This is a genomic window from Bradyrhizobium sp. IC4059, assembly GCF_020193615.1.
Lineage (GTDB): Bacteria > Pseudomonadota > Alphaproteobacteria > Rhizobiales > Xanthobacteraceae > Bradyrhizobium > Bradyrhizobium yuanmingense.
The window spans coordinates 1-11,923 of the sequence record NZ_JADYVH010000027.1 but is presented as its reverse complement, the minus strand read 5'-3'; the positions used below and the strand labels follow the sequence as shown (position 1 = coordinate 11,923).

The window sequence follows — 11,923 nt, the reverse complement described above, 5'->3', positions numbered from 1 at the left end:
ACCTCGTCCAGCCCCCCACCTAACCCATTGATCTTGCAACCCCCGTCTACTGTGCATGGGGTTGTTTTCAAACTTTTGTTGCTCCATGCCATCACGCGAAGCGTTCAACCGCCCCGGCACCCGATCCGCCGCCCCCCACCAAGCGAGACCAACATGCACTCTTCCGCCAGCGGCTGGGGCAACGGGCTTCTCGGCGTCATCATCTTCAGCGGCTCGCTGCCGGCGACGCGGGTGGCGGTGGGGGGCTTCTCGGCGCTGTTCCTGACCTCGGCGCGCGCGGTCATCGCGGCGCTGATCGGGGCGGCGGTGCTCGCCGTGCTCCGGCAGGCGCGGCCGCAGCGCGGAGATCTCGCCTCGCTCACCATCGTCGCCATCGGCGTCGTGGTCGGCTTTCCCCTGCTGACGGCGCTCGCGCTCCAGCACATCACGTCCGCGCGCTCCATCGTCTTCATCGGCCTGCTGCCGCTGTCGACCGCGATCTTCGGCGTGCTGCGCGGCGGCGAGCGGCCGCGGCCGCTGTTCTGGCTGTTCGCGGGTCTCGGCAGTGCCACGGTGGCCGGCTTTGCCCTCAGCGGTGACGGCGCGGCCTCGCTTAGCGGCGATCTGCTGATGGTGGCCGCGATCGTGCTGTGCGGCCTCGGCTATGCCGAGGGCGCCGCGCTGTCGCGCCGCCTCGGCGGCTGGCAGGTGATCTCCTGGGCGCTGCTGCTCGCGCTGCCCTTGATGCTGGTGCTCGCAGTGCTGACCTGGCCGCCCGCCTGGAGCGGCATCGGTGTGCCCGCCTGGATCGGGCTCGCCTATGTCTCCGTCTTCAGCATGTTCGTCGGCTTCATCTTCTGGTACCGCGGGCTCGCCATCGGCGGCATTGCCCGCGTCGGCCAGCTGCAGCAGCTGCAGCCGTTCTTCGGGCTGGCGCTCGCCGGCCTCCTGCTCGGCGAGCCGGTCGCAGGAAGCATGATCGCCGCGACGGCAATCGTGGTCGCCTGCGTCTTCTTCGCACGGCGCTATGCCTGAGGCCTGTCGCCTCGCGTCGCCAAACCTTGATCTAGATCAATGCCTGTCCCGGCGCGGTGTCATGCCTTTAGATGCATCAAAAGCGAGGGAGGACGTCATGCGACAGGGTACCAGATTGTGGTTGGCCGGCGCCGTTGTTGTCTGCGCAGCCTTGGGCTCGGTGCAGTGGTCGGCAGAAGACGGGCTTTCAGTCTCGATCCAGAGCGCAGAAGCCCGCGTCGGGCGGCCGGCGACGCCGGCGAGTGTCGCGGGCGTCGCGCGTCGAACGACCCGCCGTGCCGTGGTCGGTGGCGCCGCCGTCGGTGCAGCAGCCGCAGGAGCCGCCGTCGTCGCGCCAGCCTGCGTCCGCGTGCTGGTCAACGGCGTCTGGGTCTGCCGCTAGGCCTCACTGCTGCCCCATCACCGTTCGCGTCAGCGCGGCCTTCGCGAACTTCTTCAGCGGCATCGGCTTGCCGAACAGAAAGCCCTGATTGGGGCCTTTCGATCCCGGGTAGTCGCGCGATCTCTCCGGCGAGGAAATCGACCAGGAGGCGTACGCGCGCAATGCCGGACCGCTCCGGCACGATCAGCATGTTCAGCGGAACGGGCGGCGGTGAATAGTCCGGCAGCACGCGTTCGAGCCTACCGTCCGCGAGCAGGTCGCTGACCAGCCACAGATGCGCCGGCGCAATGCCGCGGCCGGCCGCGAGCGCCTCACGCGCGGCAAGCCCGTGATCCAGGCGCAGCCGCCCGGTGAAGGGTATCGCATGACGGCCGCCGCGGCGCCCCTGCAGCACGAGGACATCGCTGCCGGCGATGTTGGACATCCGAACGCCCTCGTGATCGGCGAGGTCCTGCGGGCGCGCAGGCCGGCCACGCGCGGCAAGATAGTCCGGTGCGGCCACGAGCAGCCGCCGCGACTGGCCAAGCGACTTCAGCTTCATCGAGCTTTCGGCGAGCGGCCCCAGACGCAGCGCGACATCGACGCCTTCCCTGACGAGGTCGATCCGCTCGTCGGTCAGGCTGAGGTCGACCGACACCTCCGGATAAGCGTCCTGGAAGGCGAAGATCAAGCGGCTGACATGGAGCACGCCGAACGCCGCGGTGCAGGAGACCCGCACCGTTCCGGCCGGCGCGCCGCGCGTCGAGCGCGCCTCGTCGCCGGCCTGCTCGACCAGACGCAGGACATGTACGCAGTCGGCGTAGTAATTGCGGCCCTCCTCCGTCACGGTGACCCTGCGCGTGGTCCTGGTGAGCAGCGGCACGCCGACCGCCTGCTCCAGCTCCCGAATGTGCCGCGTCACCGTGGATTGGCCGACCCCGAGCTCGCGCGCGACCGCGGACAGGCTTCCGCGCTCGGCGGCGCGCACGAAGCTGCGCATGCGCTCGAGCGTAACCTCCGGCCTATCCATTTTCCGGCACAATCTTATCCATCGGCTACGTCTACCGGATCGCGGGCCACCGCGCTATCTGCCGAGCCACAATCCTCAATCCAATGGTGCCCGAACATGAAAGTGTTGATCGTCTATGCTCATCCCGAACAGCGCTCGCTCAACGGCTCGCTCCGGGATGTCGCCGTCCGAGAGCTCGAGGCGCAGGGGCACGAGGTGCGGGTCTCCGACCTCTATGCCGAGGGCTGGAAGTCCGAGGTCGACCGCGGCGACTTTCCGTCGCTGCCGGTCGATGCGCGTCTCGCGGTCGCCGCGGCATCCAAGCAGGCGTTCGAGGCGGGCACGCTGACTGCCGACGTCAAGGGCGAGATCGAGAAGCTGCTGTGGGCGGATGCTCTGATTCTGCAGTTTCCGCTGTGGTGGTTCAGCATGCCCGCGATCCTGAAGGGCTGGGTCGACCGCGTGTTCGCCTACGGCTTCGGCTATGGTGTCGGCGAGCACAGCGACAAGCGCTGGGGCGACCGTTACGGCGAAGGGACCTTGGCCGGCAAACGCGCGATGCTGATCGTGACCGCCGGCGGCTGGCAGGACCATTATTCCGCCCGCGGGGTCAACGGGCCGATCGACGACCTGCTGTTTCCGATCAATCACGGCATTCTCTATTATCCCGGATATGACGTCCTGCCGCCGTTCGTGGCCTATCAGGCCGACAGGTTCGATGAAGCCGCTTTCGGCGCGACGGCCGAACGCCTGCGCGAGCGGATGAGAACGCTTGCGACAACTTTGCCGATTCCCTATCGGCGCCAGAATGGCGGCGATTACGTCATTCCGAGCATGCAGCTCCGCGCCGGGCTCGAGTCTCCCGGAGCGCGCGGCTTCGCGCTCCACCTCGATCCCGCTGACGAAGGCGGCGCGCCGGGCGAGCTAGGCACGATGCGGTCGACGGCGGATCTCCGCGCGGCAACGGCGTAGTTGCGGGATCGCACGGACGCAGCTCTCAAGGCCCGGGAACGCGCGCGCTCACCCCATCACCGTCCGCGTCAGCGCGCTCCGTGCGAACTTCTTCAGCGGCATCGGCTTGCCGAACAGAAAGCCCTGCACGACATCGAAGCCGATCTCGTTCGCGACAACGAGGTCGGCGCGGCTCTCGACCCCTTGCGCCACCGCGCGCGCACCAAAGGTCTGCGCCAGCTCGACGATGTGACGGCACACCGTGCGCTTCAGCCGATCGCCGCCGCTGCCGGTGACGAATTGCCGGTCGGCCTTCAGCTTGACGAAGGGAATCTTGTCCAGCTCCATCAGCGACGGCCAGTTGGCGCCGAGATTGTCGATCGACAGGCCGATATTGTGCAGGCCGACCTCGCGCGCGACCTCGGCCAGGAAATCGAGCTCGCGGATTGCCTCCTCGCTGTCGATCTCGACCGTCAGTCCGCCGAAGGCCGGATGCGTCGGCACGCGGCGGCAGAGATCGCGCACCGCCTGCGGCTCCCTGAGATAGGCGGCGGGAAGATTGATCGACAGGTTGACCGCGCTTTGCTGCTCGAGAAGATAGTGCCAGTCCTGCACGGCGCGATCGATCACGAACTCCGACAGCTCGCGAAAATGCGGATCGTGCGGCTCCGGGATGAAATAGGCCGGCGGCACCACGCCCCAGGTCGGATGCCGCATCCGCACCAAGGCCTCGGCGCCGTTGCGGACCAGCGTGCGCGCGTCGATCTTGGGCTGGTACCAGAGCTCGAGCCAGCCGGCATGCAAGGCCTCGCCGACATGCACGGCCGGGCTCGGCGCCGGCTCCTCCGGCAGCAGCATGGCAACGCGCTCGCGCAGCGTCTCCGCGGCAAAGGGCGTGGTCAGCGGCGGCAGCATGCTAAGGCCATATTCGTCGCCGACCTGCCGCACGGCTTTGACGATGATCGAATCGCGGGCGCCGACGGCGAGAACCTTGCCGGCAAATGCCTCACGCACCAGGACTTCGAGGAATCGTCCCGGCTCGATGCCGTCGGCGGCGACGCCGAGCAGGATCAGGTCCGGCAACTCGCTCGCGAGCACCGTCTTCAGCTCGTCGGCGCTGGCACATTCGCAGGTGACGAAGCCGAGATCCTCGAGGATCTCGCTGAGGAACGCGCGCAAGTGACGCTTGCTGTCGGCCACGCAGGCGCGCGGCGTCACCTTTCGCCGTCCGAAGGTCACAGGCCTTCGTCCGACGAGTTCAATCATCCCATCGTTCATCGTACACCACTCCCGTTCCGTGACGGTTTCTTAAACGCGGAGCGTGGGTTCAAATAAGGAGAGCTTCACATCGTTCTTGAATTATCTGAGTAACGTTAAGCCCTGCAATTCGAGCTAATTTGTCGACGAAATCTTTGGGTGCACGCGCGCGGTTGTCCCGCGGCGGCGATGAAGCCGGCGCAACGTGAATCGGCGGCGGCTTTCACGCTTGCGTCTTCCCGCGATGCGCGCACCGCCGCCTTTCGCTCGTGACGGTCATGCGACAACGGGTCCGTGCCGGCGGCCGGGAATGTGAAGCACATCACACGCGCGTTGCCGCGCTCGCGCTAAAAGCTCCCCCGAGCCGGTGGAGGGCTGTCGAGGATTACAGCTATGTCGATGCGGCGAATGATGTATTGGTGGTTCAGGTTCGTGCTGTCAGGGCGATTCATGGATCGCTTCCTGTGCCTGCCGCGCTAGCCGCGCGGCGCATCGTGGCTTTTCGCGGCCGAACCGGGTCTAGAGCATGATCCGGAAAAGTGTGCAGCGGTTTTCCGGAAAGATCATGCTCAAACGCTTTAGGTTTGCCCGATCAATTTGCGGAACGCCGCCGCACCGTCCTGCATCGCGTCGCGTCCCTTCCAGGCCAGATAGCTCAGCTTGCCACTGAGCGTATCGTGGCTGCGCAGCCGCCGCGAGCCGAGAATGTGGCCGACATTGGCAGGGAAGCGGCTCACCTCTGCGGAGACCAGCGCCGCGATCGCGTCCATCAATTGCTGGAGGCGGACGCCCCATTCGCATTGCTCGATGCCGTCGATGCGGACCTTGAGCGCATATTCGGTGTCGTAGATGTCGGCGAGCAGGTCGCGGGCGATCAGCACCCGGTTGTGCCGGAGCGCGACGCGAAGCGCGAGACGCTTGTCGTCGAGCCGGTCGAGAACCATGTGGACGACGCAGGCATAGGGCGTGGCGGCGACGTCTGCGGCGGCCTTGCTCGCAGCGGCTCGGGTCGCAAGCCGCACCAATTGCCAGGACGTCCTCAGGCGTCGCGCCACCAGTGCCAGCGCGAAGGGCAGCGCCTGGGGATGGGCCTTCTTGAAGGCGTCGAGCTGCGCGGTGATCTGGGCGACCTGGCCGTCGTCGAACTTCGCGATCTTGTCGGGCAGCTTCGCGTTGAACTTCGGCAGTGCATCGCCGGCGCGCAACACGTGCAGCATCTTCACGACGTCGTCGAAGGCGGTGCGCGAGGCCGTATATTGCCCGAGCTTGGCGCGCGCGGATTCGGCGCTCTCGGGCGAGGCGAGGGTGCTCTCGAGGACCTTGACGACCTTGATCTGGAAGGTCGAGGCGATCTTCTGGACTTCCTTCGGGTTGTTGGCCGCGACCTGGTCGCCGATCGCCTTGATGTAGTCGCGCGCCATGGTCGGCAGCAGGTCGCGGCAGATCCATTCCCAGATCGGGGTGAGGGTATTGCGCGAGATCCGCCCCATGTTGGCATGCTCGGGCGCGCCATCGATCAGCAGCAGCTCGAGCGGCGCGAAGAAATAGCGCGACGGGCTGGTGGCGCGCGCCTGGGTCGATCCGTCCTTGCGGAATTCGGCGCGCAAGCGGGCCTGGATGTCGGCCGAACCCGGCATGTCGATGCCGCACAGCTCGAGCCGTTCGAGCTCGCTGAGCAGACAGCTGCGCGACAGCGGCGTCAGCCTCTGCAGAAATTCCGACAGCCGGTCGATCTCGTCCATGGCACGCAATCTTTCGCAGCGTGGCCCGCGGGCTTGCGGGCCCAATGCGTGGAGGCATTTGCGCGCTCTCAACCTCCCTAGAGAAGCAAGTCGCCGTTAATTAATCCGTAAAATCCGGGGGGTGGATGTCGGAGCAAGGCGTTCCCCGAGGAGCTTTCCCGTTCCCACCCCACGATTTCGGCAGAAAACTCAACCGCTGCATGGTCGCGTGCGGCACCGCGCAAGCACAAATTGTGCCGAAGTCGTCATTTCAGCGTAAAACCGTCTAAATCACCGTAGTCATACGGAGCAAAAAGTTAATCACAGAGCCGCCCCGGTTCCGCTAAACGAGTGACATGGGGTCACAGAATGATACGGCCACCGATTCGCGGCCGTCGGCATGGCACGAGAGCAGCGCTGCTTCAGCTGAAGAGCTCGATTTCGCCCGCCTGAGCGCCTTGCGTGCCAAGGCGGCCGACGAAATGGCGGCTGCCATCGCCCGCGAGCTCAATGGCCCCCTGACCGCGCTGCTGCTCTACATGGGCGAGATCAAGCACCACAGCGATCAGCTCGTCCCCGCGACCGGCGATCGCGCCTATTTGCAGCGGGTGGTGGAGAACGCGCTGGCCCAGACCGAGCGCGTTTGCGGCCTGGTCAAGCAGCTCGCCGGCCCGCCCAAGGGCGGCTCCAAGGGCGGCTTACCCAGCCCGTCCGAAGAAGTGGAATCGAAGGCCGTCCGCGTGCTGCAACCGCCGCGGCCGCCGAGCGCCAATCTGATCGGCCCGTCGGGCCAGAAGCGGCTGACCAGGCGCGAGCGCGAGGTGCTGAGGCTGATCAGCGAAGGCTACTCGAACAAGCAGGGTGCGCTTCGCATGCAGATCAGTCCGCGCACTTTCGAGAGCCATCGCGCCGAGGCGATGCGCAAGCTCGGTGCGCGCAACACCGCGGACCTCGTCCGTGCGGCGCTGCTGCATTCGATCGACTGAGGCCGGGCCCGTCGCCCGCCGTCGGGCGAGACCCGACGCCTATCTCGAAAGTTGGGAAATCCGTGGCGCTCAGAAATAGTCTTCGGCGAAGGGACGTGCGCGCGAGGTGGGACGCAGCGGCTTGATCTCTTCCTTCGGCGCGCTCGGAATGATCGTGATGGTCCAGCGGGGGGGCATGCTCGATTCCTGCTCCAGCACCGAGCGCACGAAACCGGTCACGGTCGACTCGCCGGCCTTCACCGTCGCCATCCGGCCGTTGAACTGTGCGATCCGGAAGCGACGAACCTCCTTCTGGTCTGCGGTCTCGTAGGTGAACATGGAAAACCCTCCTGGTTTTCCGGGACTATCGCCAGCTATGATTAGCCATCTGTGAAAATCGCAAACCGTAGAAGTACGGCGGGAATGCACGCGCGAGTAGTCCGGATCGTTTTCACGCGAAGCAGCGCGACGAGCGCGCATCCCAAGCCAGCTAGCCTTGCGGCTCCTGCGCATGCGCGGCGGCGTAGGCCGCATCCATCAGGTCCAGCAGCGCGCGGAATTCGGTCTCGCCGAGGCTTTCCGCGGTTTTCTCCAGCCGCAGCGCCAGCGCTGCGAGCCTGAGATAGCCGAACGTTCCGGCCGCGCTCTTCAACGAATGCGCTTCGCGCGCGATCCTGGCGTGGTGCTGCGCGGGCGAGAGCGTGCGGAGCAATTGCAGGCGCGCGCAGGTATCGCTCCAGAACACGTCGCGCACTTCGCCGGCACCGTCCTCGCCGATCTCGCGCACCAGCGCTTCGTACGCGCGCGGCTCGCGCGCGGGTTCGGCATCGAGCGCCTTCGCAGGCGCGACGGTGACGTCAAACATGTCTTGCCTGCCCTGATCCCGGTTCGTGTCGCGCGGCACGCCGCCGCGCGAGGCATGTCGCGTGTGTACGCCCTTCGAATTTCAGTTCTGGTAGCAGGATGGCTGGTGTTTGCAGGCCGGCATTAGCCCGCGGTTTACCAAGCGACCGCGGCGTTCAGGGCGGGCCGAGCAGCCGGTCGTACTGGGCCTTCACGGCGGCGTAGCATTCGCACGCCGTCTGGCGCAGCCCGTCCAGGTTGGTGATCTGGATGTGTCCGCGGCTGTAGTGGATGAAATTGGCCTGCTGCAGGGAGTTGGCGACCAGCGACACGCTGTTGCGCCGGGCCCCGATCATCTGAGCCATGGTCTCCTGTGTCAGCAGCAGACGCGACTCGCCCGACATGTCATGCGTGTGCAGCAGGCAGCGCGACAGCCGCGACTCCACCGGATGAGCGGCGTTGCAGCCCGCGGTTTGCTGCACCTGGGCGTAGACCGCCAGCCCGTGACGCGCAAGCTGCGTGCGCAGGGCGCTGCTCTGATCGGCGGCCATGCGCAGGCGGTCCAGATCCACCACCGAGGCGGCGCCGGGAACCAGCACGATGGCGGTGTTCAACGCACACGCATCACCCTCGATGGCGAGCGTTCCGAGCAGGCTGCCACGGCCGATCATGGCGACCTGCACATGCTCGCCTTTGGCCAGTTCAACCACCAGCGAGATGACGCCGCGGTGAGGAAAATAGGCGCGCATGAGCGTCTCGCCGGTCTCGACCAGCACCGCCCCGTGGGGCAGATCCACAGTTCGCAGGTGCGGGCGGATCAACTCATAATCGTCTGCCGACAGTGCGGACAGGAAACCGTTGGACGGACGCGCCATGCTTTCCAAAGCTGCCTCCTCCGTACCCTTGCACCTGGGAATCGCACGCCTGCACTCACGCGGTGCGCGGGTAAGTTCCATCATCCTCGCGGCGGGATATATTGGCAATTGAGACAAGTTGTCCGGCCCTGGCGATGCACCGACGCTGCGTGCACGTCGGAACACAGAGATCGCATCGTGCTCCCGTCACGCCACGACTCCCATCAGGCGCAGGTGATGGGCCTTCACCGCCGAATAGCAGCCGCAGGACGTCGCCAGCAGCGCCTTGGGATCGATGATCTCGATCTGGCCGCGGCTGTAGTGAATGATGCCGGCGCGCTGCAGCGCATGCGCGACCAGCGAGATCGCGTTGCGGCGGACGCCGATCATCTGCGCCAGCGCCTCCTGGGGCAGCGGCAGGATTTGGCCGTCGGACAGGTCGTGGGCGCGGAGCAGCCAACGCGCGAGCCGCGCCTCGACCGGATGCAGCGTATTGCAGAGCAGCGATTGCTGCACATGCGCGAGCATGACCTGCTCGTGGCGGACCATCAGCTTGCGGAGGCGTGCGCTTGCGGTCGCGACCGCGCGGAAAACTCCGATTTCGATCACGGAAGCAGCTCCTGGGAACAGCACAACCGCGTCCATCGGCGAGATGCCGTCGGCAAGGGCCGCACCGGCCCCCACGACGCTGTCGCGGCCCAGCATCGCAATTTCGATCGTCTGTCCTTCGGACAGGCTCACCCTGATCGAAACGCATCCACCATGCGGGAGGTAGACATGTCTCGGTGCAGTCCCGATCTCGCCCACGACAGATTTGCTGACCATTTCAACCGTCGCGAGGTGCGGACGCAGCAGATCGAAATCCGCGGCATCGAGCAGTTGCAGCAGCTGGTTGGGCGGGCGGCCGCTCACGGTCATGCAGGTTAATCCGGCGGGTTCGATGGACGCTGAGAGCGGCGGCCTTCGTCACTCAGTTGCACGGCGCGCAAATACTAATCTAAAGGTTGTGGTATCGTCCATATACCCGTTAGAGGGCAGACAGCCTGTCTCATTTGCGGCGGAATTAAGAAGCGCACACTGATTCGTTGACGAGGCGGCCGTCCTGCAACGATTGCGCAGGGAAAAAGCGGCAAGGGGGCCTCAGGAGCCGGAAGGCATTGCAGTCGCGCTGGCCATCGGGCCGGCTCGCGTCGCCTCGGCCGCGTCCGCAAAAATGTTAGTTTCATCTCTCATCGAAAGCAAAGGAGAAAGGCGTGCCCCACGGTTCGATTGTTGAATCGCCGGAACGGGAAGCTCAATCCGGGCGAGACGATCTGCGCCATATTCTCGTCGTCGACGATGACCCGATGGTGTGCATGGCCATCGAGGTTTACCTCCAGCGCAACAATTTTCGGGTGACGATCGCCGAGGGTGGTGAAGCCGGACTGCGCGCCCTCGAGCACAAGCAATTCGATCTGATGATCATCGACATCTTCATGCCGCACATGCGCGGGTTCGAATCGATCCGGATTTTCCACGAGCGGGCTCCGGTCATTCCGCTGATCGCGATGTCCGGCTACGCCTTCACGAATTTGGACTCGCCCGCGCCGGACTTCCTGCGGATGGCGCTGGAGCTCGGCGCCGCGCGCTGTCTGCGCAAGCCGTTCACGCCGCACGCGCTGCTCGCCGCCATCAACGATTGTCTGGCAGAGCCTCGCCCCCGCTCCGACATTGCCACGGCCGTGCAGCTCGGTTAGCGCGACACGAGCCGCTTTCCCCGCGGGGTAACGCTTCGTTTACCTCGAGCGTGGACCGCCTAGATCCGGCAACGCCCAAGCACTCGCGCGACGAGGGCGCGGCCGGCTTGCCTCGACCGCCTCTATCGTTCTTCACGAGCAGGACTTTCTCGCACGCCGCGTCGCGCGATTAGTGGCTCGTTCACCGCGCGGCTCCCGCCGTTGCGGCGCGGGGATGGTTTTGCCGAAAAGCGCTGCAACACGCGGCAGAACCGCAAACTTCTCTTCAAAATCCGTAGTAGCACGGAGGATGAAATTAACGGGACTGTGAAAGGGGATGTCTAACGATCCAAAATAGGGCGTCCGTCCGTGCCAAGGGTGGCTCGGACGTCGCGTTTGCGGCCCGGGTCAGTAAGGCGTAGCTCATGGATGATCTGTTGCGGGAGTTTCTGACGGAGACCAGCGAGAGCCTGGACACCGTGGACAATCAGCTGGTGAAGTTCGAGCAGGAGCCGAACAACGCCAAGATCCTGGATAACATCTTCCGCCTGGTCCACACCATCAAGGGCACCTGCGGCTTCCTCGGCCTGCCGCGGCTGGAAGCGCTGGCGCATGCCGGCGAGACCCTGATGGGCAAATTCCGCGACGGCATGCCTGTGACTGCCGAGGCGGTGACGGTGATCCTGTCCTCGATCGACCGCATCAAGGAGATTTTGGCTGGCTTGGAGGCGACCGAGGCCGAGCCGGAGGGGAACGACCGCGATCTCATCGACAAGTTGGAAGCGATGGTCGAGCAGGGCATGGCGGCGATGTCAGGCTCGGCGCAGCCGATGCCGAGCGGCGCTGCTCCCGTTGCCGATGCGCCGCCGCTGGTGCCGGAAGCGCCCGCCGCTGCGTCCGCACCCGCCAAGGAGATGACCATGGGCACGCTGGTCGATCAGACCCTGGAGCGCCCGCTGCGTCCGGGCGAGGTTTCGCTCGACGAGCTCGAGCGTGCCTTTCGCGAGACCGCGATCGAAGCGGCGGTGCCCGTTGCTCAGGCTGAGGCAAAGGCCGAGCCCGCGGCTGAAGCCCCCGTGGCGAAGGAAGCCGCAAAGCCCAAGGAGAAGGCCGCGCCGAAGAAGTCGATGGCCGACGAGATGGCGGGCGAGGGCGACCGCATCGCCAACCAGTCGATCCGCGTCAACGTGGATACGCTGGAGCACCTGATGACCATGGTCTCCGAGCTGGTCC

Annotated in this window: 12 protein-coding genes and 1 pseudogene; 6 read left to right on the top strand and 7 right to left on the bottom strand. The window is 65.8% G+C overall.

Annotated features, from left to right (window positions below):
- Positions 1 to 153: 153 nt before the first annotated feature.
- The gene (locus I6F12_RS36865; RefSeq protein WP_225158527.1) at positions 154 to 1,014 is read left to right on the top strand and encodes a DMT family transporter; all 861 of its coding nucleotides are present in this window, start codon (positions 154 to 156) and stop codon (positions 1,012 to 1,014) included.
- A 97-nt stretch (positions 1,015 to 1,111) separates the two neighbouring features.
- The gene (locus tag I6F12_RS36860) at positions 1,112 to 1,396 is read left to right on the top strand and encodes a hypothetical protein (protein ID WP_225158526.1); all 285 of its coding nucleotides are present in this window, start codon (positions 1,112 to 1,114) and stop codon (positions 1,394 to 1,396) included.
- Positions 1,397 to 1,478: 82 nt separating this feature from the next.
- Here I6F12_RS36860 and I6F12_RS36855 read toward each other — a convergent pair.
- A pseudogene (locus I6F12_RS36855) lies at positions 1,479 to 2,405 on the bottom strand (LysR family transcriptional regulator); the annotation flags it as partial.
- A 96-nt stretch (positions 2,406 to 2,501) separates the two neighbouring features.
- Between I6F12_RS36855 and I6F12_RS36850 the strand changes: the two are divergent.
- The gene (locus tag I6F12_RS36850) at positions 2,502 to 3,356 is read left to right on the top strand and encodes an NAD(P)H-dependent oxidoreductase (RefSeq protein WP_225137439.1); all 855 of its coding nucleotides are present in this window, start codon (positions 2,502 to 2,504) and stop codon (positions 3,354 to 3,356) included.
- A gap of 48 nt (positions 3,357 to 3,404) precedes the next feature.
- Here the strand turns inward: I6F12_RS36850 and I6F12_RS36845 are convergent, their stop codons facing one another.
- Entirely contained in the window at positions 3,405 to 4,613 is a 1,209-nt protein-coding gene (locus I6F12_RS36845) for an EAL domain-containing response regulator (RefSeq protein ID WP_225158524.1), read from the bottom strand.
- Between the two features lie 557 nt (positions 4,614 to 5,170).
- Positions 5,171 to 6,334, bottom strand: a complete 1,164-nt coding sequence (locus I6F12_RS36840) for a hypothetical protein (RefSeq protein ID WP_225158523.1) — start codon at positions 6,332 to 6,334, stop codon at positions 5,171 to 5,173.
- A gap of 335 nt (positions 6,335 to 6,669) precedes the next feature.
- On the opposite strand from I6F12_RS36840, the gene I6F12_RS36835 reads away from it, so the two are divergent.
- On the top strand, positions 6,670 to 7,299 hold the full coding sequence (locus tag I6F12_RS36835; RefSeq protein ID WP_225158522.1) for a helix-turn-helix transcriptional regulator: 630 nt from the start codon (positions 6,670 to 6,672) through the stop codon (positions 7,297 to 7,299).
- 69 nt (positions 7,300 to 7,368) lie between these two features.
- On the opposite strand, the gene I6F12_RS36830 is transcribed toward I6F12_RS36835, so the two are convergent.
- The 4 genes from I6F12_RS36830 to I6F12_RS36815 form a co-directional block, all read right to left on the bottom strand.
- Positions 7,369 to 7,617 carry a hypothetical protein gene (locus I6F12_RS36830; RefSeq protein ID WP_036024694.1) on the bottom strand — a complete coding sequence of 83 codons (249 nt, stop codon included), beginning with the start codon at positions 7,615 to 7,617 and terminating at the stop codon, positions 7,369 to 7,371.
- Positions 7,618 to 7,768: 151 nt separating this feature from the next.
- Positions 7,769 to 8,143, bottom strand: coding sequence for an Hpt domain-containing protein (locus tag I6F12_RS36825; RefSeq protein WP_225158521.1), 375 nt, complete (start codon positions 8,141 to 8,143; stop codon positions 7,769 to 7,771).
- A gap of 154 nt (positions 8,144 to 8,297) precedes the next feature.
- Entirely contained in the window at positions 8,298 to 8,996 is a 699-nt protein-coding gene (locus I6F12_RS36820) for a Crp/Fnr family transcriptional regulator (RefSeq protein WP_192893380.1), read from the bottom strand.
- A 186-nt stretch (positions 8,997 to 9,182) separates the two neighbouring features.
- A complete protein-coding gene (locus tag I6F12_RS36815) occupies positions 9,183 to 9,893 on the bottom strand; it encodes a Crp/Fnr family transcriptional regulator (RefSeq protein WP_225158520.1) in 711 nt (236 codons plus the stop codon).
- Positions 9,894 to 10,288: 395 nt separating this feature from the next.
- On the opposite strand from I6F12_RS36815, the gene I6F12_RS36810 reads away from it, so the two are divergent.
- Both I6F12_RS36810 and I6F12_RS36805 read left to right on the top strand, forming a co-directional pair.
- On the top strand, positions 10,289 to 10,711 hold the full coding sequence (locus tag I6F12_RS36810) for a response regulator (RefSeq protein ID WP_225158528.1): 423 nt from the start codon (positions 10,289 to 10,291) through the stop codon (positions 10,709 to 10,711).
- 404 nt (positions 10,712 to 11,115) lie between these two features.
- On the top strand, positions 11,116 to 11,923 hold an 808-nt coding region (locus I6F12_RS36805; protein WP_225158519.1), incomplete at its 3' end, for an Hpt domain-containing protein.

Excerpts from the sequence above, each read along its gene's own strand:
- I6F12_RS36845 (WP_225158524.1), bottom strand. The coding sequence starts at position 4,613 with ATGAACGATGGGATGATTGAACTCGTCGGACGAAGGCCTGTGACCTTC.
- I6F12_RS36830 (WP_036024694.1), bottom strand. The coding sequence starts at position 7,617 with ATGTTCACCTACGAGACCGCAGACCAGAAGGAGGTTCGTCGCTTCCGG.
- I6F12_RS36865 (WP_225158527.1), top strand. The coding sequence starts at position 154 with ATGCACTCTTCCGCCAGCGGCTGGGGCAACGGGCTTCTCGGCGTCATC.
- I6F12_RS36835 (WP_225158522.1), top strand. The coding sequence starts at position 6,670 with ATGGGGTCACAGAATGATACGGCCACCGATTCGCGGCCGTCGGCATGG.
- I6F12_RS36825 (WP_225158521.1), bottom strand. The coding sequence starts at position 8,143 with ATGTTTGACGTCACCGTCGCGCCTGCGAAGGCGCTCGATGCCGAACCC.
- I6F12_RS36815 (WP_225158520.1), bottom strand. The coding sequence starts at position 9,893 with ATGACCGTGAGCGGCCGCCCGCCCAACCAGCTGCTGCAACTGCTCGAT.
- I6F12_RS36820 (WP_192893380.1), bottom strand. The coding sequence starts at position 8,996 with ATGGCGCGTCCGTCCAACGGTTTCCTGTCCGCACTGTCGGCAGACGAT.
- I6F12_RS36840 (WP_225158523.1), bottom strand. The coding sequence starts at position 6,334 with ATGGACGAGATCGACCGGCTGTCGGAATTTCTGCAGAGGCTGACGCCG.
- I6F12_RS36860 (WP_225158526.1), top strand. The coding sequence starts at position 1,112 with ATGCGACAGGGTACCAGATTGTGGTTGGCCGGCGCCGTTGTTGTCTGC.
- I6F12_RS36850 (WP_225137439.1), top strand. The coding sequence starts at position 2,502 with ATGAAAGTGTTGATCGTCTATGCTCATCCCGAACAGCGCTCGCTCAAC.